Source organism: Bifidobacterium polysaccharolyticum, assembly GCF_016101585.1.
GTDB classification, from domain to species: Bacteria; Actinomycetota; Actinomycetes; order Actinomycetales; family Bifidobacteriaceae; genus Bombiscardovia; species Bombiscardovia polysaccharolytica.
Window position 1 is genome coordinate 22,404 of the sequence record NZ_JACFQG010000004.1, and the last position, 23,670, is coordinate 46,073.

Here is a 23,670-nt window from a genome sequence, read left to right on the forward strand (position 1 = left end):
CATGGCACATCTGGCTTGGCCAGAATCATTGTGAGGAGACAATATGCCCGTATACACACTTCCCGATCTGCCCTACGACTACTCGGCACTGGAGCCGTACGTGTCCGGCAAGATCATGGAGCTGCACCATGACAAGCACCATCAGGCTTATGTGAACGGGGCCAACAAGGCCCTGGAGCAGATCCATGACGCGGCCGAGTCCGGCAACGTGGCCCAGTCCAACCTGCTGGAGAAGAACCTGGCCTTCAACCTGGCCGGGCACAAGAACCACTCCATCTTCTGGAAGAACATGGCCCCGGCCATCGGCCAGGAGCCCACTGGCGAACTCAAGGCCGCCATCGAGGACCAGTTCGGGTCCTTCCAGGGCTTCCAGACCTACTTCGAGTCCATGTGCGCAGGCATCCAGGGCTCCGGCTGGGCCGTCCTTGCCTGGGATACGCTGGGCGAGCGCCTGGTCACCCTGCAGATGTACGACCACCAGGGCAACCTGCCAGTCACCATCTTCCCGCTGGTCCTGCTGGACCTCTGGGAGCACGCCTACTACCTGGAGTACCTGAACGACCGGGCAAGCTACGTCAAGGCCTGGTGGCACATCGTCAACTGGGAGGACGCCTCCAAGCGGTTCGACGAGGTGCGCAACATCAACACCACTCTGGCCAGGTAAAAGACCGGCGCTTCCAACCACAGGCGGACCCTGGTCCTTTCCCCTCTCTGCGGGAGGTGGAAAGGACCGGGGTCCCTCCATATCTGGAGTCTGCTGCGGAAAACCCTGACAGTCAGTTGCCGAAGAAGGCGATGGAACCGTTCAGCGCAGCCACGGTCAGTGAGATTGCAGGCACAGATAGACATATGAGCAGGAAGCCCACATCACGTGGGCTGACCTGGGAGACCCTAGCATGGGTGCGCGGTGTGCTGCCACCGAAGCCTCGAGCCTCCATGGCCGTGGCCAAGGTCGTCGAACGTCTGATGGACAGGACCAGCAGGGCGAAAGCTTGGGGCATAAAAGCCTTGAAACGGTTCTCATCACCCAGTCCACGGCTACGGCGCGAGGCGGTCAGAGCCGTCCAATCGTCCTTGAGGACAGTAAAAAGCCGCATACCTGCCAGTCCCCCGTAGACGAAGCGGTCAGGCAGATGGAGCACCTGGCTGAAGGCGTCGGCCAGGTCGGTGGCATCGATGCCCAGAACAGTGATGATGGCGGGGATTCCTATGGCGAGGATTCGCAGTGCAGTAGCCAGGGCCAGGTCCAGCGAGCGCTGGGTGATGTGGATCATCCCCCACTGCCAGAAGGTGGCACCGCCGCTCTTGCCATAGAGGATGATCGCCAGGGCCGAACCTGGCGCCCCCAGAAAGATGGGCCAGGTGGATCTGACCACGCGCAGGGGCGTGAAGCCTGCAGTACCCAGCAGCAGGAACTCCAGGATCAGGGCCGTCGTGGCCGAGACCGGGTCCAGGCTGATCAACAGGGGCAGAGCCGCCAGAAAGGCCCCGATCAGACGGAAGGCCGGATTGATGGATGCTATGTATGGCGACCTGCTGGCCGGCTTGATCGGCTCGTCCCGCTGATCCATGGGCGTGACGGTCAGTCTGGCAGCAACAGTCTCCTGATGAGCCTGCAAATCTGACCCGGCTACAGGCCAGACGGCCTTCTGGAATCCCGGAGGCGTCATTTCCACCAGGCGGGCATCCAGGGCCTGGACAAGTTCCCGGTCGTGGGTGACCAGGATGATGCAGGCTCCTTGGTCGCGCAGGTCTGCAATCAGCTGGGCCATGCTGACCCAGGTGTTCCTGTCCTGGCCGAAGGTGGGCTCGTCAAGGATCAGCACCTGGGGTGCAGCGGCCAGAGCTGAGGCCACGGTGAGCCGCCGCTTCTCGCCGCCAGAGAGCGTGTAAGGGTTGGCACGCGCGTACTGCCTCAACCTGAAACGCCCCAACAATCCCAGGGCGCGGGCCTGGGCCTGGTCCTCGGTCATGCCGGTGCGGATGGGGGCCAGCTTGACCTCATCCAGGACCGTGCCTCGGGCGAACTGATGCTCGGGATTCTGAAAGACATAGGCGATGCGCGCCGCCAGCTGGGATGAGGTCCATCGTATGGGCTCGGACTCCGCAGGCGTATGCCCCTGAGGTCCCTGAAGCAGACGATCCTGGGCAAGGACCGAACCAGCCACTGGCTCCAGCAGACCAGCCAGAGTCATAGCCAGCGTGGATTTGCCAGCCCCGTTGGCTCCGACCAGGGCAGTGACCTGCCCAGCCCTGAATTCCAGATTGATGTGTTCGGCAACCGCCCGGCCCTGACGGCCCACCGCCAGATCATTTGCAGCCAGCAAGACGGGATGATCATCCTGACTGGGGCCGGATTGCCCAGCCTGGCCCCGGTCACATCCAAGCTCAGGCAGCGAATCCCGTACACTCCTATAAGCCTCGGGAACCCATATGCCCAAGGCGGCAAGATCCAGGCCAGGATCAGTGAAGACCTCCTCGGGGCTGCCGTCGGCCATGATCACGGTCTTGCGATAGGCCGCAGCGCCCGATCCGCCGGTATTGTCTTCAACCTCACCCAGCCCAAGCACGATGACCCGGTCGATCATGTCCATCCATGGCCCTGCCCGGTGTTCGACCAGAATCATGGTAGAGCCCTGCCGATCCAGGACCTTTCTGACAGCATCGACTATCTGCTCGACACCGACCGGGTCCAGATTGGCCGTGGGCTCGTCCAGCAGGAGCAGCCCAGGCTGCATGGCCAGAGCACCCGCCAGGGCCAGACGCTGCATCTGCCCTCCGCTCAGATGCATGGTGGACCGAGTCAGCTGCAGGTCAGCCAAACCCACCTCGGCCATGGCCTTCCGCACCCTTGGCCAGATCTCTTCAGGAGGCAGCCCCATGTTCTCGGGCCCGAAAGCCACATTGTCGCCCAGTCGCTGAAAGATGGCCTGCGCATCCGGATCCTGCAGGACCAGGCCCACACGCCCCCGGCTGGATACGGCAGGATTGCCGTCAATCAAGACCTGGCCCTGGGTCACTCCGCCTTCATCGTCCTCAACCTGGTCCTGGCCACTCTGCGGGGCATGATCGCCCAGCAACCCGGCCACACCCTCAAGGATGGTCGATTTGCCAATGCCGGAGGCTCCCAGCAGAAGCACCCGCTGACCTGCAGGAATGCTCAGGGACAAATCCCTGACGGCGAAGTGGTTCCTGTAGGCATGCCGATAACCCCAGCCACGCAGTTCCAAGGCTGCGGGTCGATAGGGATTGTCTTGGATGCTCTGATCCACGCCCGAGCCTCTACTTCCCGGCCATACGAATATCACGGCCGGAGGCGAAGCGGTCCAGAGCCCCGGTGGCGGCAATGGCCTTGTAGAGGTACCAAACCAGTACTCCGGCGATCAGAGCGCCCGAAATCAGGGTGGCTATCAGATAGATCACACCATAGGGGCCGGTGAGGTTGATGGCCTGCAAGTGCGTGCAGAAGGAGTACAGCCAGCAGCCGAAACCAGCGGCAGCACCCGACAGTGCCACCGTGGACATGTTCCAACGCCGGTAACGCAGCAGCATAAAGACCAGTTCGGCCATGAAGCCCTGAAGCAGGCCGATCAGTATGGTCTCCACAGGCACCCAAAGGCTGCCCAGCAGCGACTCCAGGATGGCGGCGACCAGCTCGGCATAGACGGCAGCACCCGGTTTGCGCACGATGACCGATGCCAGGGGCCCGGCGAACAGGTAGAGGCCGTTGAGAATGCCGCCCAGACCGGGCACAACCCCGTCCAGGAAGGACCAGGGAATGGTGGTTACCATGGCGACCACCCAGTAGATGACGGCGGAGGCCACCCCGATGACCGAGGCTACGGCGATATCCACCACCCTCCACCGTTTGGAGGGGATTCTGACCTGGGATGGAGTTCCTTCAGACTCCGGCTCTGATCCAGAAGCAGTGTTGTTTATGAAATGACCATCGGTCATGATCTTGTGCCTTTCCTCGGGGCGCTCCCTATGAGCGCCATCCCGTTCAGGCACGGGTCCAGTGACATCCGTGCGCCGGCATTACCCGGTAAACGTTCGTCCGGTTGAGGCTGAGCCTCCTCTCAGCCGCACGCCCTCAGGCATACGGCCCCCGTGTCACCTATTACCTTAGAACACGCCGTGGTCAAAAAAGTCAGTTCTGACCCTCGCCTAGGGAATCCAACAAAAGGGCCTCGGTGATGATGTTGTCGACCAGCCCCTGCAGGGAGATGGACTCATTTGGGCTGTGGGCGTTGGACTGGGGATCCTCGGGGCCGGTCACCAGGACCTGGGCCTCAGGGAATAGCCGCTTGAGCTCGGGAATGAAGGGGATGGATCCGCCCTCGCCCTTGTTGACCGGGTCGCGTCCAAAGGCCTGCCGCATGGCATCCTCAGCCTGCTTGACTACCGGGCTTTCGGCATCCATGGCCCATCCCATGCCCAAGCCGCTAGGGGTGACCTCCACCTTGGCCCCTTGAGGTGCATGGCCGACCAGAAAATCAGTCAGGGCCTGTACGGCCTGTTCGGGCCGCTGGGTGGGCGCGGTGCGCAGGGAAATGCGGAAGCGGGTCTTGTCGGCCAGCACGTTGAAGGAGCCCTCCACCGGGTGGGCATCGAAGCCAATCACCGCCGCTGCCGGCTTGGTCCAGAGACGGGATGCCAGGGAGTCGGTTCCAGCCAGCCGGTAGGAGTCCACCACACCGGCATCTGAACGCAGCTGGGCCTGGTCCAGGTCACGCTGCAGGCCGCCGATAGGCTGGCCGCTCTCCAGGCCGGGCACCGCGAGCTGACCCTGGTCGTCATACATGGAGGCGATCAGCATGGCAGCCAAAGTGTTGGCATCCAAAATAGGCCCGCCGAACTGGCCGGAGTGGACCGGATGCTCCAGGGCTGTGACCGTGACATCCAGGTCCGCATTCCCTCGCAGAGAGGTGGTCAGGCTTGGGGTGTCCGCCGACCAGTTGCCCGAGTCAGCCACAATAATCAGATCCGAGGCGAAGTCGTCCCGATGAGCCTGAAGGAAGGGGATGAAGCTTCGCGAGCCCATCTCCTCCTCCCCCTCGATAAAGACCTTGACGTTGACGCGCAGATCCTTGCCCAAGGCATGCAAGGCACCCGAGTGGATGGCAATGCCGCCTCCGTCGTCGGCCGACCCACGTCCGTAGAGCCGTCCCTCCTTCTCCACACCGGTAAAGGGATCAGTGGACCACTGGGAGGGATCGGGCACCGGCTGCACATCGTGATGAGCATAGAGCAGAACAGTCGGAGCATTGGGATCCACTTGACGGGATCCGATGACCTCGAAGGCACCAGGGGTCCCGTCAGGATTGGTTGCCTGGACCACATGGGCGTCCACACCCACCTGCCGCAGCTGTCCGGCCACATAGTCGGCTGAGCGCCGCATGTGATCCCCGGTGATTCCCTTGGCTGAAACCGAGGCCAGGGAGATCTTGTCCTTGAGCAGATCGACGACCCGGCTCTCATCGTCCTGAACACGTGTGCGGATCGTTTCCAGGCCCAGCTTTGCCATCGCTACCTCCTGTGATTGCTTGTGAATCAATGCTTGCGAGTCTAGGCGTCACCGTAACCTGTTCGCATGACATGGAACCCCTTCTCACGCAAGGATCGACGGGACAAAGAGGCTGAGGCGGACCAGGCCGCCTCTGCTGCAGAGGTACGAGGCAAGGGACGCCCCACACCCAAGCGCAAGCAGGCCGAGGCAAGGAACCTGCGTCCGCTGGTCCCCAAGGACCGCAAGGCCTCACGCAAGGCCGCCAAGGCCCGGATCCGAGCCCGTGAGGATGCCCAGTATGAGGCCATGAGGACCGGCGACATCGACCACATGCCCAAGTCGGAGCGCCTGCCCTGGAGAATCTACATCCGCGACTATGTGGACGCCCGCTTCAATCTGCTGGAATGGATCTTCCCGGCCATCATCCTCATGTTCGTGGCCACCCTGATGGGCATGTTCGTAGGTCCGAAATATTATGCCACATTCACCATGGTGGTGACCATTCTTCTATACGGCTACCTGATCGTGGCCCTGGTCGATACCTGGCTGATGTGGCGCAAACTCAAGCGCCTGTTGATCGACAAATTCGGCGAGCGCTCGGTGGCCAAGGGCTCACGCTCGGCCTCCTATGCCTGGCAGCGGGCCATGATGGTCCGGCGCTGGCGGGTCCCCAAGCCCAACCAGAGCAAGCGTGGGCACTGGCCCAAGTGACAATCGATTATTTTTGATGTCCCTGCCTGCGGTCGGTCACACCGCCCGGTTCCTCTTGAGGTTCCGGGCGGTTTTCGTATTCGCTCCACATTCTGCGAATGGTCTTCATTCTCCCAGCCTGTACGGCTAGCATGGATTGCTATGCAGCAATCGATCAACCAACCCGGTACAGAGTCTCTCGACCCCTGGGATGCCAACAGCCGCCAGTACGACACCATCATCATCGGATCCGGCCCGGGCGGCTATGCCACGGCCCTTCGCACGGCAGAGCTGGGCGGACGGGTGGCCCTGGTCGAACAGGACCCTGTGGTTGGCGGCGTCTGCCTGAACCGAGGATGCATCCCCACCAAGGCCCTGCTGACCGCCACACAGGTTCTCGAACAGGCCGACCTTGGGGCCGCCATGGGCATCAATGTCGAGTCGGCCAATATCGACTACCAGAAGCTCCAGGATTATCAGGACCGGATGGTGGATGCCATGACCGGGGGCCTGTCGAATCTTTTGAAACAACGTGGCATCACTGTGGTGCATGGTCATGGCACCATCGTCGGCGACGGTCTGGTAGAAGTGACTGACGATGACGGCAATCGAACACGCCTGACCACCTGCGACACCATCCTGGCCACCGGTTCTCATGCCAGGGTCCTGGAAGAACTCCCCTTCGATGATCTGGTCATTGACACTGACCGGGCCCTGACCCTCAAGCCCTTCCCCCGACGCGCCTTGATTATTGGATCAGGGGCTGTGGCCCTGGAATTCGCCACCATTTGGAGTCAAGCCGGTTGCCAGGTGACCCTGATGGTCAGACGGGATCGGGTGCTCTCCCACTGGGGTCGCCGGACCGGGCAGATCATGACCCGGGAGCTGGAGCGTCAGGGAATTCAGATTATTACCCATGCCCGCTGCTCGGGCGGTCACCGTCTGCCCGCAAACGGGGGAATTCAGGTCGACTACCAACCGGCTGACGACACGGGCCAGGCGGGAGCAATCGAGGCTGATCTGGTCCTGGTAGCCATCGGCAGGGACCCTAATACTGACCCCGAACACATGAAGGAGCTGGGCATTGACCTGGACGAACATGGCCAGGTCCTAACCGACTCTCAGGGGCGCACCAGCCGTGATCGGGTCTGGGCCCTGGGGGACATCACCCCGGGTCACCATCTGGCCCACAGGGCCTTCCAACAGGGCATCACCCTGGCTGATGCCGCATCCGGTCTGGACCCCGAGCCGGTCAACGAGGCCACCATTCCCCGCGTGGTCTTCTCCTCCCCCCAGGCCGCAGCCGTGGGCTTCAGCCGTCAGGAAGCCGAGGACGATCCATCGCTGAACCAGGTCAGGGAGACCATCTACCCTATGATGTCCAACTCGCGCATGCGCATGAGCGGCATGCAGGGCACCCTCAGCCTGATCACCGCCTGCCAAGCCACCGACATGGAGAAGCAGATAGTGGTCGGTCTAGAGATGGTATCTCCCCAAGCCTCCGAGAATATTGCCGAGGCCCAGCAGCTGGTGGGCAACCAGATTCCCCTGCACCGGGCAGCCGGGCTCATCCACCCCCATCCCACCTTCTCGGAAGCCATTGGAGAGGCCCTGCTCAAGGCTGACGGCAGACCCCTGAATATGCGTTAGGCATGCGGTAGACTGGTCAACCAGTGAACGTTTCCGAGTGAGGATGGCATGGCTACAGAGGACACCAAGGGCAAAAAGGCAAAAAAGAAGAACAGCACGATCAGTCAGATCGTCAAAATCTATCAATTTACTCACGCAGAGGACAAGGCCCTTCCCTGGCTGCTGGCCGCGGCCATCCTGGTGCCCACACTGATAGCAGTCGTGATCTGCCTGCTGGCCCACTTCGGCTGGTTGTCCTGGATCCTGACTGTGCTTCTGGGCATCATGGTCGGCCTGCTCCTGGCCACCATGACCCTGACCAGGCGCTCCGACAGAGTCGGCTACGCCAAGATGGAGGGCCGCCCAGGTGCTGCCGCCGCCGTCCTGAGCAGCATCTCCAAGGCAGGCTTCTCCTTCCCCCAGGAACCCGTCTGGATCGATGCCAAGACCAAGGACGCCGTCTGGAGGGGCACCGGCCGCACCGGGGTCTATCTGATAGCCGAGGGCGATTACAACCGCGTCAACAAGGCCATGAATCGCGAAGAGGAGAAGATCCGCCGCATCACCCGCGGATCGGCCATCCCCATCTACCGCATCAGCGTGGGCCACGGCCCTGACCAGGTCCCGCTCAACAAGCTCCAGCGCACCGTGATCAAGAAGAAGATCAAGCTGACACCCACTGAGCTGGAGACCCTCAACGACCGGCTGGTCACCCTGCAAAAGCGGCAGAGCGCCTTGGGGATGCCCAAGGGCATCGATCCGACCAAGATACACGTCAGCCGCAAGGCCATGCGCGGACGCTGATGTTTTTGAAGGTCCCGGTCTCTCCCCAAGGGAGGCGCCGGGACCTTCGCATGAAACACCCCCGTAACCTCAGCGGCGCATTACCGAAAAAAGCGGTCCCCTAGACTGAGTGACCGTTACGGTTTTCCAGGAAAGGAGCAGTTCAGTGAGAGAACTGAAATCAAAGGCCGATTGCGAAGCTGTGATCAACCAGGAGGGCGTGGAATACGTCTCAGTCAGGTTCACGGATCTGATCGGCGTCCAGCAGCACTTCACCGTACCTGCCAGCGAATTTCTCAAGGACGCCTTCACGGACGGCATGGCCTTCGACGGCTCCTCCGTACAGGGATTCCAAGCCATCAATGAGTCCGACATGAAGCTGATTCCGGACCCTGAAACCGCCTATCTGGATCCCTTCCGCCGTCATCGCACTATGAATGTGGCTTTCTCCATCGTGGACCCGGTGACCGACGAGCCCTACTCGCGTGATCCCCGGCAGATCGCTTCCAAGGCCGAGGCCTACCTGCGCTCCACCGGAATCGCCGACACGGCCTCCTTCGCTCCTGAGGCTGAGTTCTTCATCTTCGACAAGGTCCGTTTCGAGAACAGCATGCAACGCTCTTTCTATGAGGTCGACTCGATCGAGGCCCCATGGAATTCAGGCGTGGATGTCGAGGAGGATGGCTCCGACAACATCGGCTTCAAGAATCGTGTCAAGAGGGGCTACTTCCCCGTACCACCCATCGACCACTACCAAGATCTGCGCGACGACATGGTTGCCAACCTGCAGAAGGTGGGCCTGATTCTGGAGCGTTCCCATCACGAGGTGGGCGGCGCCGGCCAGCAGGAGATCAACTACCGTTTCAACACCCTGCTGCACGCTGGCGACGATCTGATGAAGTATAAGTACGTGGTCCACGAGACCGCTGCCCTGGCCGGCAAGGCGGCCACCTTCATGCCCAAGCCCATCGCTGGGGACAACGGGACCGGCATGCACTGCCACCAGTCCCTCTGGAAGGATGGCAAGCCCCTCTTCTATGACGAGAATGGCTACGGCGGACTCTCCGACATCGCCCGCTGGTATGTCGGCGGCCTGATTGAGCATGCCTCGTCCGTCCTGGCCTTTACCAACCCCTCCACCAACTCCTACAAGCGGCTGGTGCCCGGGTATGAGGCCCCGGTCAACCTGGTCTACTCGGCCCGGAACCGATCGGCAGCCATCCGCATCCCCCTGGCCGGCACTTCACCGGCTGCCAAGAGGATCGAGTTCCGCGCCCCCGACCCCTCCTGCAACCCCTTCCTGGCCTTCTCGGCCCAGCTGATGGCAGGACTGGACGGCATCCTCAACCATACCGAGCCACCGGCCCCCATCGACAAGGACCTCTATGAGCTGCCCCCAGAAGAGCATGCCCAGATCAAGCAGGTACCCGGCTCCCTGGAGGAGGCTCTGAACGCTCTGGAGGAGGATCACGACTTCCTGAGCGAAGGCGATGTCTTCACCGACGACCTGATTCAGACCTGGCTGGACTTGAAGCGCGGCGAGCTGGACCAGACCCGTCTGGCCCCCACCCCCCTGGAGTACGAGCTCTACTTCCACATCTGAGTTCGCATAACGACTGACGCCGACTAGCCGGCCAGGTCACATAAGGCCCGATCCTTCCTGCTGAAGGGTCGGGCCTCTTTGCATTATCACGACCATCGGCATCCGCCCATTGACGGCAACACGCCAGTCCCGGCATCCCGGCTGGCGGTCAGGCCAGAATGAGGAGAGGCATGAAAACAGATTCGATGGAGGTGGAGACCGATGCGCTGGCTACGTGAGTTCATGGAGTTGCCCGTATACCTGCGAGCCATGCTCATCGTGGACCTTATGTGCAACTTCGGCATCGGCCTGGTCATGCCCATCGAGCTGCTCTTCGCCACCCATTCTCTGGGCGCCACCATGAGCGAGGCCGCCCTCCTGGTGACCATCAGCTCGGTAGGATCGCTAATCTCCAACCCCATCATCGGATGGGTCTCGGACCGGCGTTCCTCCTGGCTGGCCATGCATACGGCCATGATCTTCTCGGTCATCGGCCCCCTGATCTTCACTGTGGCCCACGACTACCGGGCAGCAGTGGCGGGAGCCTTCGTCTCGGGCCTGGGGATGGGCATGCAGACCTCCTGGGCCAGCATTCTGACGCAGATCTCCACCAGGGAGCAGCACCGAATCGTCTACGGCATCAACCAGGCCGAGCTCAACCTGGGCATCGGCCTTGGAGCGGCCGTTGGCGGGCTGCTGGCCGCTGGTGGTCAGGACTTCCTCTATCGGCTCGGCTTCGGCGGTAGGGCCCTGGGGTTCGCTCTGCTCAGCCTGTCCCTGCTGGTCATCGAACGACACTGGCAGCTACGCCGCTTGACGGCTGAGCTCAAGGCTCAGGCGGAGCGGGAGGCCGTCCAGGAATCCGCAGGGGCAACCCATGTCCTGCAGAACAAACAGTCAGACGGCAATAAAAGCATGACCATCAACGGTACCTTCGGCGGGCGGACCAGCTCCCTGACCAGGGTGCTGGCCTCCATGGTTCTGCTGACCTTAGGAACCTTCTTCATGGACCTGTTCGGCTACTCCCAGTTCGATGCCGGCCTGGTCACCACCCTGATCTCTGATCCACACATCCCCCGTTGGTCCCTGTCAGTGGTGGATGTAGTCAACACCTTCTCGGTGGTCATCATGAACATCGTGCTGCTGCCACGGCTCAAGGACGCCAACCATGTGCGCCTGTTGCGCACCGTGCCGGTCTTCTGGGCCGCAGCCTGGGTGATCATCGTCCTGGGCCTGCGCCTGGATTCCACCCCCGGCGCCCTGAGCGTGGCCTCTCTGGGCATCACCATCTTCGGACTGGGCGAGGTCATGATGGGCATCTCCCAGCCGGTGGTGGCCGCCGAGCTGGCCGGGCCATCGTTCAGTGGACGCATGTTCGGGCTACTCAACACGGCCGCCTCCCTGGGCTACATCGTGGGACCCATGTTCGCCTCCTACGTCCTGGCCGGGCATGAGGTCATTCCCTTCCTGGCCATGTGCGCCATCGGGCTGGTCGTGCTGGCAGTCCCCTGGTTCCTGGCCATTCCCTCGCGGCAGATCACCAGCCAAAAGAGCCCAGCCGCCATCTAATCTCAGACAAGGTACGGCACCGAATTAAAAACGTAGAGTCAGTCTTCACCGGCGGCCCGACGGGCATCGCCAGGTTCCGAACCTGCCATCAGGGTCTTGGCCAGGTCCACGAATCGTTTGGTCAGCGGCGAATCATCCAGGGAGCCGTCTGATCTGAGCACAGCCGGCCGGCCGGACTCCCCCGATTCGCGCAGGTCAGTCTGCAGGGGTAGCTGCTCCAGCAGGGGTACCTGATACCCCAAGTCACGGGTCAGCTGGTCGGCCACACGCTGGCCGCCTCCCTGACCGAAGATGCGCAGCCGCTCGCCATTGTGCTCGTACCAGGACATGTTTTCAATTACACCCTGGACCTTGGTGGGCAGCTGAAGGGCCACCAGCCCTGAACGCACGGCCACCTGTGAGGCCGACGGCTGGGGGGTGGTGACCACGATCAGACGGCTGTTGGGCAGGGCCTGCGCCACGGACAGGGCCATGTCCCCGGTGCCTGGGGCCAGATCCAGCAGGAGCACATCGGGGTCACCCCACCAGACATCGGATAGGAACTGCTCAAGCGAGCGCTGCAGGCGCGGACCCCTCCAGAGAATGGCCCGGTCCGACCCGGCGAACATGCCGATGGAAATCAGCTTGACCCCCCATGCGGTGACCGGCATCAGCATGCCGTGCAGATTGGTGGGCCGGCTGTGTACACCGAAGAGCCCAGGCAGGGAGAATCCGTAGATGTCCGCGTCGATGGCAGCCGTGTCATAGCCTAGGGCAGCCAGCGTGGCCGCAAGATTGACCGTCACCGAGGACTTGCCCACGCCGCCCTTGCCCGAGGCAATGGCGAAGATGCGGGTGCCCACGCCGGGCTTGGAGAAGGGGTTGCTGCGCCGGGCGGCCTTGAGGTTGGCTACCAGGTTGTCCAGCTTCTCCCGGCTCATGGAGGAAACATCGATATGGGGGCGCAGCCGGGCTCGCGGGTAGGAGGTCACGGTGCCGTTGATCTGGTTGGTGATGGTGGTCGACAACGGGCATCCCTTGATGGTCAGTTCCACCCGCACGGTCACCTCATAGTCGGCCTCGGCATCCCTGGCTGGCTCGACAATGATGTCGGTGATCATGCCCAAATCGGTAATGGACCGTCCCAGCTCTGGATCGATGACCCGACTGAGCCGCTCATAGACCTCCCCCTTGATTCTTCGAGGCAGCTCCTCCAGATCCCGGGTCCCTTCCTTGCGATGCTCTACTTGTTCCATGCCGTCACCATATCGCGCCCAGCCATCGGCTGCTAGGGCGCGGCTGGTCGGATATTGCGAATGTCACAATCAACCTTGGGCTGGGCTGGGATCGCCGGTGTCAAGCAGGCGGTGGAAGGCCGCCTCGTCCAGGATTGGCAGGCCCAGGCTCTCAGCCTTTTCGGCCTTGGAGCCCGGGTTGGCGCCCACCACCACATAGGTGGTCTTTTTACTTACGGATCCTGAGGCCTTGCCGCCGCGCTCCACGATGGCCTCCTTGGCGGAGTCCCTGGAGAAGTCCTCCAGGCTGCCAGTGACCACCACGGTCATGCCCTTTAGAGTCTGTGGCTTAGTGCTGCGCTCGACATGAGCGCCGACGCCAGCTGCCTGCCAGGCATCCAGGATGCGTCCACGCCAGTCGTCGGGCTGCCGAGCACCCTGGAACCAGTCGTGGATGGAGTGCGCGATCTCGGGGCCCACACCGTCCAGCTCGGACAGATCCTCCACGCTGGCTTCCTCCACGGCCTTGAGCGACGGGAAGCGGGTGGCGATGGCCCGGGCCGAGGTCGGTCCCAGGTGTCGGATGGACAGGGCCACCAGGACCCTCCACAGGTCGGCATGCTTGGCCTTGTCGATCTCTTCAAGCATCTGCAGGGTGTTCCTGGAGGGTTGGGCGTCGGCACTGCCCAGGGCGGCCTCCTGGACCTGGGTCTCATGGCTGTTCATAGCCCGCTCGCCCTGGCCAGCCTGGGCGCCCTTGGGCAGGTTGTAGAAGGCAGGCACCCGGTACCAGAGACCGCTGCCGCCAGTCCGGCGCTTGGTTGTGGCACGTCCCTGCCGGCCTTCGACCTCCGCCTGCTCCATCAGGGGAACCTCACGCCAGACATAGACCTGGCGCAAATCCTCCACCTTCAAGTCGAAGAGACCCGCCTCGCTGGTCAGGACAGGTTCCTGACGAGGCGGAAGCTTCAGGTCCGGGTCCGGCTGATACTGGGCTGCCTGGCCGCCTTGGTCGACCAGGACCTCACGCAGGCCGGGAGCGTAGACCTCCACGGAATCGGGCCGGTTCTCATCGGGGTTGGTCAGGGCTATGGCGCTCTGCTCCCCAAGATGCTCGATGTCCAGAGCCTTTCGAGAGGCCATGTGGATGATCCGCTCGGTCAGCTGGGCCGGGCAGGACTCCACATTGGGGCAACGGATGTCCACATCGCCCTCCTTGGCCGGGGCCAGCCGGGCACCGCAGCTGGGGCAGGTCTCGGGCATGATGAAGGGTCTCAGTTCCTTTTCGCGCCCCTTCCTGGCCTCGATAACCGGTCCGACCAGCTCAGGGATCACATCGCCTGCCTTGCGAACCACGACCGTGTCCCCGATCAGAATGCCCTTGCGCTTGACCTCGGAGGCGTTGTGAAGGGTGGTCCTGGAGACCGTGGATCCTGCCACAGTGACCGGAGTGAGAACAGCCACCGGGGTGATTCGCCCGGTCCGGCCCACTTGGACGGTGATGTCCAAAAGCCGGGTATTGACCTCCTCCGGGGGGTATTTGTAGGCCACGGCCCAACGGGGCGCACGTGAAGTAGCACCCAGCCTGCGCTGAAGATCCCGGTCCTGCAGCTTGACCACGATGCCGTCCAAGGCATGTTCGATGTCATTGCGGTGCTGGCCATAATAGTCGATCATGTCCAGAATCTGGTCGAAGGAGGTGACGACCCGGTTGTGGGGGGAGACCGGGATTCCCCACTGCTTATAGAGGTCATAAGCCTGGGACTGGTCGATGACCTCGTCATGAGTCCCCCTGGGATGGGCCGGTCCCCATCTCAATGAACCAAGGCCATGGGCGTAGAAGCTCAGACGGCGGCTGGCCGTGATGCGCGGATCCTTCTGCCTCAGTGACCCCGCGGCGGCGTTTCGGGGGTTGGCGAAGGGCGCCTTGCCCTCCTGCTCCTGCTGCTCGTTCAAGGCATTGAAGTCATCGAACCGCATGAAGACCTCGCCACGGACCTCCACGAACTCGGGAATATCACTGGCAGGCCCAGACAGGTTCTGCGGAATGCTCGAAATGGTCCTGACGTTCAGGGTGATGTCCTCCCCGGTAACGCCGTCCCCCCTTGTCAGGCCCTGCTCCAGGACCCCGTTACGGTAGAGGAGGTTGAGGGCCAGACCGTCTATCTTGACCTCGCTGGTCATGGGCAGGGCCTTGCCCTCTGGCCAGTCGAGCTCGTTACGAAGTCCGTCATACCACTGACGCAGCTCTGCGACGCTGAAGACGTCATCCAGGCTGAGCATCTGGGAGGGGTGACGGACGGAAGCGAAGTCGTTGGAGAAAGTCCCTCCGACCCGGTGCGTCGGCGACTGGGGTGTGTCCAAGCTGGGGAAGCGGGACTCCAGCTCCTGTAGGCAGCGCATCCGGGCATCATAGGCCGCATCAGAGGAGACCGGCGCATCGTCTATGTAGTAGGCGACTTGGTCGGACTCCACCCAGGCAGCCAGTCTGGACCAGAGACGCTGGGCCTGCTGGGCTCCCAGAGAGTCAAAATCCAACTCCCCCAGTCGCATGGCATCAGCATCGTCGGGCTGCAGGGAGGCTATCCATCGGTCAGTGCCCGGCCTGGGCCTGGACTCGGCATTCCCGCCCTCATCACGGGTTTGCTGAATATCTTCCTGAGCTGTTTTGTCATGCATTGAGCGACCTCATGAACTGTGCCTGTACCACATCAACACCTTCATTATCGTCGTCGTTCATCCTTGCGGCCGCCATTGACAGTGTTCGGGCCGGGACGAAGAGCCCACCGTCCACACAGATGCGCGCGGCCTGGCGCACTATCGAAGCCACCTCGGTGTGAGGCCAGACCGGCAGGCCGTGTTCCGCCAGCACCCGGCGGGCCTGCCTGTGGTCTTCGGGCAGGACCACGCACTGGGAGCGGGCCCTGGCCTGCAGCTCGGCAAGCTCGCTCTTGAGGGCTGGTATCCGATCGGGACTGATGTGCTCGCTCATCAGGTAGGCCGCCGCAGCCACGTCAAACTCGTCACGCATCCATGAGGCATAGGCCAGGCGATAGTAGGCGAAGGAGGCGTCGTCCCGATCCAAAGCCACCCGCAGGGCGTTGAGCGTGGCAGCCCGTGCCGAATCCCAGTCCTCCCGGTTAGACAGCATGACCGCCAGCTTCAGGTGGGAAAGCGGATAGGCGGGCGCATAGGCCACCATGGCGTTCAGATGCTTGAGGGCCGCCTGGTCCTCCTTGATCTGGACCAGCAGGTCGGCTATCTCCAGGTGGGCATAGAAGAGGTTGTCAGGAATGAGCAGGGTCCGCTCTCCCGGTGTGGCGAAGAGGCGGTTGTAGACCACCCGCTCGGCATAGGAGTTGAAGTAGCGGGGTACCTGGCCCTCGGCCGCAAAGACGGCATCCAGATGAGCGATAGCGTCTTGTTCAACCTGTATGCCCTGGGCTGCCCCGCCGGAGAAGAGCAGATCACGGGCTTTGACACGCTCCTTGTCCAGCTGGGAGGACAGCGAGAAGTCAAAGTCCGGAACAGGGGTTCCGTCAATCATGGCACTGGCAACCTGGGGGGCCAGCTGTTCCAGCTCCGGGTCGCCAATGCTTTGGATGATGCCTGTGGCCGCCTGGGCCTTGGCCGCTGATGTCATGGTCCGGTCCGAGGCCAGCTGGTGGAAACCGCCTACAGCCCTCTGCAACAGGTCGGCACGCTGGATGGACAGATCCACCGCCTTATGTGCGCCCAGGGCCTTGGCAGACTTGTCAGCAAAGGCCACCTCGGAGAACTCGGGTTCCTCCTGACTGCCATGGGGGCTGAAGCGGTCATCGCGCATGTCGAACTCAGCCTCAGTAGGCTTGAGCCCGCCTTGGGGATCCACCTGCATGGCCGCGTCGAAGAAGCGGTAGATGGCACGTGGATCCTTCAAACCCTGTGAACGGATGCGGGAGAGGAAGAGCTCCCTGCTGAAGACCACCGAGACCAGGGTGCGGATGGTCGGATTGCTCTGCAGGGCGCTGAGCGGATTCTGCGATGCGTCGTCGTCAGTCTTGTCCGCAGAGGCATCATCAGCAGTCGACTCATCCGTATCGGAATCATTGGCTGACGACGGCGGCGTAAAGGCAGCAGAGTCAAGGTCCACGCCCTGCATAAGATCCTTGAACTCACGGTCCACGGATTCCTTTTCACCCTGATCTTCGGCCTTGTCCTCCTCGTTCCCCTCTTGCTGCTCCGGGGCCATCCGGGAGGCAATGGGCTTGGTGGGATCACCGTGCACGTCGCCATCCTTGGGATCGGCCTTGGACCCGGTGGGGGCCACCTCGCCTGAACGCATGCGCTCAAAGGCCTCAAGGGCCTGTCCCATCATGGTCCTGATAGCCGAGTTCTGCTGGTCGACAGCCTCTTCCAGACCGATGGAGTCAATCTGCAGGCTGACCTCGCGCACGGACGGATCCACCCCGAAGGCCAGGGCAGCCATCATCAGCCCGACGCGCAGGTTGTAGTCAGCGCTCATGGCGGATCGCTCGCCGTCGTCCAGATCCCGCCAGGCCCGCGACTGGTCCTCATAGCGGCTGGAGGGCATCATGGTGCGTCCTGCCGCTGTGAAGGCCAGGGCCACCTGTCCTTGGGCGAGGTTGGACCTGAACTCCACATCGAAGCGGAAGGGCAGCCGGAGGGATCGCATCAGCATGGACAGCGTCTGCCGGTAGACCCATTCGGATCGTACCGGCTCCTGACCCTGGCCGTCCGCTCGAACGGGCAAAGCCTGGGGAGCTTGTTGACTCACCATGACGGCGGTCGCCGCCGCCTTGTCGACCATGGCATTGATGGCGGTCCGCCCGTCGTCCTCCAGTGGATCGAAGCGAATCGGATAGTCCCCCGGGCGCATCAAGGCGACAATGGCAGGATCATCCAAAAGTGCCTGGTCCAGTCGGGTTGCCTGGACACGGTTGATCGAGTCCTCGGTGGGCAGCGTTCCCAGGCGCGCATTGCGCTCCAGCCAGGCGCTGACGGCGGCGAACCTGTTGAGATTGCCCTCGATGCGCAGGGCCGCAAGGGCGGCAGTGAACTCCAGTCCATTGTCCCAGCTCAGGAAGTAGGCGCCCGAATAAGAGGAAGCATACAGATGCAGGGGCTCCGCCCCATGAACGGCCTCAAGGCCTGAGACGGGCGATAGGGCCCCAGCCTCGCGCATCAGGTCGGCGAACAGATCCTCCAGACCGGAGACCCGCTGTCCATGGGAGCGTGCCTGGATCATGTCACCAACGCTGCGTCGGATGGCTCCCATGGGCGCCTCCCGGTTGAGCCGGTAGAAGATGTTGCCCGAGCCGAACCCAGTGAAGGTTCCCTGGATGCGCGGCAGCAGGTAAGCAGCGAAGAAGGCAATGGCCACGGCATCCCTATACTCCAGGTCCAGGCGCATCTCAGGAGGCAGGAGCGGACGCAGCTGCTCAAGTGAATAGCGGCCATCGGCTCGCAGCCAGGAGGCCAGCCAACGCATGTGGCCGGCATCGTCACGGCCTGCTACAGCACCCTGCAGGGCGCGGACCGGTCCCGAATCCTGACCCGGATCGCGGCCCAGCCGACGACCGTCGGCCAGGGTCACCTCCTCCTCCCGGCCCAGCAAGAAGGCAGGCTCCATGTTCTGTAGGTCCATTCGGCTCTGTTCGCCGATGAAGACCCGGCCATGGTCGTCGGCCAGAGCAATCTGGGCGAAGTGACGACGATCGGTGAAGATACCCAGCGCGAAGCCGCGGCCTGGTGCATCAGGCCATTGGACCCAGCCAAGCGTCAGACCATCGGGCACACCCTGCAGGCGCGGAAAAAGTCGACGCTTGACGGCGATGCCCAGAACACGGCTGTGGGAGGCCAGAAATTCGCGCATCTGCCGATCATCTGGATGGTGCCCAGTCCGGTTGATCTGATCGACCATGTCAGCCACCGAAGAATCCAGGGGACGATCCCCGCGACTCCCAGTAGCCGGACGAGAGGAGCCGACCAGTCCCTCCAGTGAGGAAAGAATGGAACGGCCCAGGCCGGACAGATCCCCGAACCCCCGGGACTTCTTCGCGTTCTTGGACATACCTTTGATTGTCCCAATCCAGCCCGACATGTCGCCGTTAGAATAAAACCGTGATGACTCTGCCAGCCCTGAGACGCCCCACCCCGGCCAGGGGCGCAGCCATCCGCCTGTTGCTGGCACTTTTTGTTGTGCTCACCCTGGAACTGGGGGTCTTTAATCTGGCCCATTGGCAGTCGCTGGCGGGTTCATCCTCAAACTTTCCGACAAGGACTGCTGGCGATATCGCCTCAGAATCGCACCAGCTGGGACCAGGGCTGTCCCCGTTGCCGGGCGGAGGACTGAAGGTCACCGATCCAGCTGGTGCCTGGATGGACGTCCCTGTCGCCGATGGACGGGCATCCTTCCTTCAGGCCCAGCTGGCAGAGGGCATCAAGGGTTCACCCTTGTCGCAGATTCATGTACGTCTGGACCTGCACCTGGCCGGCGACAAGGGCTGGACCAAAGGCACCCGAGGACTGATCTGCCCCGGTCAGGCCCGTAGCCACTATCTGCGCATCAGAGGCAATCCCAACGGCGGTCGGATCCAGGCCATGCGACTGTGGATACAGGAGCCCGTCGGATCTCAGCTGGAGCTGACCGGAATGACTCCGGCCGATGTGGTACCCCTGGAACTCAACCCGGCGCGGATACTGATGCTGGCCTGTCTGGCGGCGCTGATTCTAGGCTACCTACCCGGCTCGGTCCTCTGGCGGACCCGGCTGGATACGGGTTCGGTAAGCCAGCGCCTGGCACTGGTCCTGATTTTGGCTCCGCTGGCAGTCTGGTCCTGCTGGAGCATCCAGTATGATCTGTCCACCTTTACCCCCGTGGCCTATCATCACCCGCAGGCCTATGTCTACGACTTCAACCAGTACGATCATGTGGCGCAGGCCCTTCTGCATGGACACCCTTGGCTGGATCTGGGCCAGGCGCCGGGTCTGTCCAAGGCAGCCAACCCCTTTGACATAGCCACCCGCAACGCACTGTTGGCCCAGGACCAGCAACCCATATATTGGGACTATGTCTATCACAATGGCCACTGGTACTCCTACTTCGGTGTCCTGCCGGTACTGCTGCTCTTTCTGCCTTACAGGGCGGTGACCAGCCTGGCGCATCCGGGCGGGTATGCCCTGCCCACCAGTTCGGCTGCCGCCCTGCTGGTCACGTCGGCCATCATCATGACCACCCTGGCCACCATCCGCCTGCTGGCACGATGGTTCCCCCGGGTCAGCCTGGCCGTGGTCGGCATGGCTCTTACAACCATGCTGGAAGGATCCGGCATGGTCTACCTCTGGTGCCGCCGCAACTTCTATACGATTCCCTTCGATGCCTCCATATTGGCGGTCATGACTGGACTCTGGCTCTGGATGGGGGCCAGACGGGTCCATCGACAGCCTACAGATGCCGGTGAGCATTCGGATCGTGGATCAACGCGGATGTGGACCGTGGAGGACGGGGACCAACCATGGCAACTGTCTAGACCTCGACTTTTTTTGGGTTCGCTGTCAATAGCTGCCACCCTGGGCTGCCGACCCACTTTCTTGGCTGCCGGACTACTGGCGCTACCCCTGTTTGCCAAGGAAATAAGGGCAGTCATCAACACCCTGTTCGCTCGCAGGAGCCATCCTACCGACCTGTCTCAGAAACGGGCGCTGTCGCTGCTGGTCTGTGGCCTGTTGCCGGTCCTCCTGGTAGCCGCTCCCCTGCTCTGGTACAACCGCTGGCGCTTCGGGTCCCTGCTGGACTTCGGCAATAGGTATCAGATGACAGTCCTGGATCTGACCAACTATCATCCTGGCACCCAGGGCTTGCTTCAGATCTTTGGCTACTACCTTCTGCAGCCGTTGACCACCCTGCCGGTCTTCCCCTACCTGCAATTCTCCCCCGCTCCCATGCGGGTCTGGCACTTCACCGAGCCTGGCCTGGGCGGGCTGTTAGTCACCACACCGGTTCTCGTACTGGCCCTTGCTCTTCTTGCTCTGCCCCGGGTGAGAAAAGAACTGCAGCGCCGAGGATGGATGCCCGCCTTGATCCTGGCCCTGGCCTTAGCGGCTCTGGTTATGGCTGCAGACTCCTATGTTGGCGGGTTCTCGGTGCGCTACACCATCGACTTCGCCTGGCTGATCTGCCTGGCTGCCGTTGTAATCATGGCTGCCGCATCCTCGGCATACGAAGGCGGCCGCTTCAGAGCGGGAGCGGCCGTCATGAGCCTACTGACACTAACCTGTCTGGCTGGCCTGGTCCTGACCTTGATCAACGCCATGGTCCTGCTGGAGCACTTCGACCCCAGTCAGGCCATGAACGTAGCCGTCTGGTTCCTAGCACCCTGAGCCCAGCCGACAGTGATGTCAGGAGTCCAGGCCCTGCTGCTTGAGGACTTGGTGATACCGGTCGATCATGTCAGCCACGATGCCATTGCCATCGCCGCCTGACAAGGTGATGACCGATGCCAGAGGCATGGTATCGAAAAGCTGAGCCGTGTTGGGATCGTCAGGCAGCGGTATGCCATCCTTATCGATACGATCGCGCAAGATGGGCCCGCCAATCGAATTCTCGCGCCACTCGGCCATAGTCGATTCGGCATTCAGCGGAATGAACCTGCCGTCGCCATCCACCTGCAGGTCCTCTTCTGCAACCAGATCTCGGCTAGAAGTACCCACCTGGATGCGGTAAGTGCCCGCCTCCACATGCCAGGCATCCATAGCCGTGGACCAGTAGGCGAAGTCGCGCTCGGTCAGGTCCATGCTCACCCGGCTGGACTGTCCGGCTTTCAGGAAGACCTTGGTGAAGGCCTTGAGCTCATGGCTGGGCCGATTCACCCGGCTGGCGCAGGGGGCCACGTAAACCTGCACGGTCTGAGCGCCGTCCACCTGCGAGGTGTTGGTCACAGTCACCTCCACCCGAGCCGAGTTGGCGCCGGTTTTGGTCACCGTTACCTGATCCAGGTCAAAGTCGGCATAGGACAGCCCGAATCCGAAGGGGAAGGCCACCGGGCGCTGGAAGGTGTCGTAGTATCGGTATCCCACGTAGACACCCTCGCCATAACGGGAGTGACCCTCCTCGCCGGGGAAGGATGTAATGGTGGGGTTGTCCTCCAGCCTAACCGGAATGGTTTCAGGCAGATGGCCCGACGGGTTGGCAGCACCAGTCAGCACGTCCACCACGGCGCGTCCACCCTCCTGGCCCAGCAGCCAGGTCTCCAGCAGGCCCTTGGTCTTGTCCATCCAGTCGGCAACCGTCACTACAGCTCCATTGGAAAGGACGGCGACCACCCGGTCGTTGACCTCGGAGACAGCCTTGAGCAGAGCCACCTGCTTGTCGGGAAGATCCATGCTGGTGCGGTCAAAGCCCTCGGACTCAGCATCTTCAGGCAGCCCCAGGAAGAGCACTACAGTGTCGGCTCCGCGCGCAACTTCAAGCGCCTGCTGGGTCAAGGCGGGATCCTGCTCCTTGTCATCCAGCGTGAAACCGGGCGCAAAGTCCACGCTCATGCCGGCCTCCTTGAAGCCATCCAGCGCTGAGGAGACCTCGGTCGGCGTGATATGCGAGGAGCCTCCACCCTGATAGCGTGGGGTCCTGGCGAACTCGCCGATTACAGCGACCTTCTTCTGCGGGTCAAGAGGAAGAATATGATCCTCGTTGCGCAGCAGCACGATGGACTCCTGGGCAGCGCGACGGGCCACGTTGTTGTGCTCCTGGGCGTCGTAACGATATCCCTGCTGGGACATGGCCGGACGGGCTTTGTCAATCAGGTCCAGGATTCCCTGGGCCATCCGGTCCAGCTGCTCCTTGTTCAGCTTGCCAGCCTGTACGGCCTGTACTACCTGGTCATCAGTGCGGGAGGGCGGCATCTCCAGATTGAGTCCGGCCTGCAGGGCGTTGACCCTGTTGTGGACGGCACCCCAGTCTGACATGACCATGCCTTGGTAGCCCCACTCGCCGCGCAGAACGTCCGTCAGCAGCCAGCGGTTCTCCGAACTGAAGACTCCATTGATCTTGTTGTAGGCGCACATGATGGTCCAGGGCTTGGCATTCCTGACCACATATTCGAAGGCCGGCAGGTAGATCTCGCGCAGAGTCCGCGCGTCCACGTCAGAGCTGACCCTGAGCCGGTCGGTCTCCTGGTTGTTTGCTGCAAAATGCTTCAGAGAGGTTCCCACTCCCTTTGACTGGACCCCCTCGACCAAGCCTGCAGCTTCATGGCCGGCCAGCACAGGATCCTCCGAGTAAAACTCGAAGTTGCGGCCTCCCAAAGGGCTGCGCTTGATGTTGATGCCGGGTCCCAGAATCACCGCCACCTTCTCTTGGATGCACTCCTCCCCCATGGCCTGGCCCACCTGGTAGGTCAGATCGGGGTTCCAGGAGGAGGCCAGACCCGCAGTCGGAGGGAAGCAGGTGGCTGGGACCGATCCGTAGACGTCGGAGCCAGTGGCTTTGCGCAAGCCATATGGACCGTCAGTGATCATATAGCCTTCATAGCCCTTGTCGGGCAGCCCCTGCAGGTGCCAGGAGTCCGACCCCGAGGTCAGTGAGGCCTCCTCTTGCAGGTCCAGATCCTTGGCTTTGGTACGTGTTTGTTCTGTCATGTCTTTTTCCTTTCGGATTCGATCAGCCGGGCCGCTGCTCAGCACAGCTCCGGATT

The 23,670-nt window shown here is 62.3% G+C and carries 14 protein-coding genes, 2 pseudogenes and 1 riboswitch; of the genes and pseudogenes, 7 read left to right on the top strand and 9 right to left on the bottom strand.

Annotation, left to right across the window (positions count from 1 at the left end):
• The first annotated feature begins 43 nt into the window (after nt 1-43).
• On the top strand, nt 44-664 hold the full coding sequence (locus H3T90_RS07005) for a superoxide dismutase (RefSeq protein WP_015022073.1): 621 nt from the start codon (nt 44-46) through the stop codon (nt 662-664).
• A gap of 112 nt (nt 665-776) precedes the next feature.
• Here H3T90_RS07005 and H3T90_RS09110 read toward each other — a convergent pair whose 3' ends face one another.
• The 5 genes and pseudogenes from H3T90_RS09110 to H3T90_RS07020 all read right to left on the bottom strand — a co-directional run bounded on the left by H3T90_RS09110 (nt 777) and on the right by H3T90_RS07020 (nt 5,527).
• Entirely contained in the window at nt 777-1,772 is a 996-nt protein-coding gene (locus tag H3T90_RS09110) for an energy-coupling factor transporter transmembrane component T family protein (protein WP_408610699.1), read from the bottom strand.
• A 42-nt stretch (nt 1,773-1,814) separates the two neighbouring features.
• Nucleotides 1,815-2,738, bottom strand: a pseudogene (locus H3T90_RS09115) (ATP-binding cassette domain-containing protein); the annotation flags it as partial.
• Nucleotides 2,712-3,308 (bottom strand): annotated as a pseudogene (locus tag H3T90_RS09120) (energy-coupling factor ABC transporter ATP-binding protein); the annotation flags it as partial. The pseudogenes H3T90_RS09120 and H3T90_RS09115, both read right to left, overlap by 27 nt.
• Nucleotides 3,283-3,957 (bottom strand): ECF transporter S component, encoded by a 675-nt coding sequence (locus H3T90_RS07015; RefSeq protein WP_082097765.1) that lies wholly within the window; start codon nt 3,955-3,957, stop codon nt 3,283-3,285. The gene H3T90_RS07015 and the pseudogene H3T90_RS09120, both read right to left, overlap by 26 nt.
• 49 nt (nt 3,958-4,006) lie before the next feature.
• Nucleotides 4,007-4,122, bottom strand: a riboswitch (TPP riboswitch).
• Between the two features lie 28 nt (nt 4,123-4,150).
• Complete coding sequence (locus tag H3T90_RS07020) at nt 4,151-5,527, bottom strand: dipeptidase (protein ID WP_198230066.1); 1,377 nt, start codon at nt 5,525-5,527, stop codon at nt 4,151-4,153.
• Between the two features lie 66 nt (nt 5,528-5,593).
• On the opposite strand from H3T90_RS07020, the gene H3T90_RS07025 reads away from it, so the two are divergent.
• The 5 genes from H3T90_RS07025 to H3T90_RS07045 all read left to right on the top strand — a co-directional run bounded on the left by H3T90_RS07025 (nt 5,594) and on the right by H3T90_RS07045 (nt 11,762).
• Complete coding sequence (locus tag H3T90_RS07025; RefSeq protein WP_046323086.1) at nt 5,594-6,220, top strand: DUF3043 domain-containing protein; 627 nt, start codon at nt 5,594-5,596, stop codon at nt 6,218-6,220.
• Between the two features lie 141 nt (nt 6,221-6,361).
• Nucleotides 6,362-7,849, top strand: coding sequence for a dihydrolipoyl dehydrogenase family protein (locus H3T90_RS07030; protein WP_198230067.1), 1,488 nt, complete (start codon nt 6,362-6,364; stop codon nt 7,847-7,849).
• Between the two features lie 48 nt (nt 7,850-7,897).
• Nucleotides 7,898-8,632, top strand: coding sequence for a DUF4191 domain-containing protein (locus H3T90_RS07035; protein WP_110425462.1), 735 nt, complete (start codon nt 7,898-7,900; stop codon nt 8,630-8,632).
• Nucleotides 8,633-8,777: 145 nt separating this feature from the next.
• Nucleotides 8,778-10,214 (top strand): type I glutamate--ammonia ligase, encoded by a 1,437-nt coding sequence (gene glnA, locus H3T90_RS07040; RefSeq protein WP_198190952.1) that lies wholly within the window; start codon nt 8,778-8,780, stop codon nt 10,212-10,214.
• A gap of 201 nt (nt 10,215-10,415) precedes the next feature.
• Complete coding sequence (locus H3T90_RS07045; RefSeq protein WP_198190953.1) at nt 10,416-11,762, top strand: MFS transporter; 1,347 nt, start codon at nt 10,416-10,418, stop codon at nt 11,760-11,762.
• 38 nt (nt 11,763-11,800) lie between these two features.
• Here the strand turns inward: H3T90_RS07045 and H3T90_RS07050 are convergent, their stop codons facing one another.
• The 3 genes from H3T90_RS07050 to H3T90_RS07060 form a co-directional block, all read right to left on the bottom strand.
• Nucleotides 11,801-12,997: an Mrp/NBP35 family ATP-binding protein gene (locus tag H3T90_RS07050; RefSeq protein WP_198230068.1), complete on the bottom strand. Its 1,197-nt coding sequence runs from the start codon at nt 12,995-12,997 to the stop codon at nt 11,801-11,803.
• Between the two features lie 69 nt (nt 12,998-13,066).
• On the bottom strand, nt 13,067-15,655 hold the full coding sequence (gene ligA / locus H3T90_RS07055; RefSeq protein ID WP_198230069.1) for an NAD-dependent DNA ligase LigA: 2,589 nt from the start codon (nt 15,653-15,655) through the stop codon (nt 13,067-13,069).
• The gene (locus H3T90_RS07060) at nt 15,648-19,049 is read right to left on the bottom strand and encodes a tetratricopeptide repeat protein (RefSeq protein ID WP_232350637.1); all 3,402 of its coding nucleotides are present in this window, start codon (nt 19,047-19,049) and stop codon (nt 15,648-15,650) included. The genes ligA and H3T90_RS07060 overlap by 8 nt, the downstream gene beginning before the upstream one ends.
• A gap of 50 nt (nt 19,050-19,099) precedes the next feature.
• Here H3T90_RS07060 and H3T90_RS07065 point away from each other — a divergent pair, with 50 nt between their 5' ends.
• Complete coding sequence (locus tag H3T90_RS07065; protein ID WP_198230070.1) at nt 19,100-21,358, top strand: hypothetical protein; 2,259 nt, start codon at nt 19,100-19,102, stop codon at nt 21,356-21,358.
• Between the two features lie 18 nt (nt 21,359-21,376).
• Here the strand turns inward: H3T90_RS07065 and H3T90_RS07070 are convergent, their stop codons facing one another.
• A complete protein-coding gene (locus tag H3T90_RS07070) occupies nt 21,377-23,614 on the bottom strand; it encodes an exo-alpha-(1->6)-L-arabinopyranosidase (RefSeq protein ID WP_198230071.1) in 2,238 nt (745 codons plus the stop codon).
• Nucleotides 23,615-23,670: the final 56 nt, after the last annotated feature.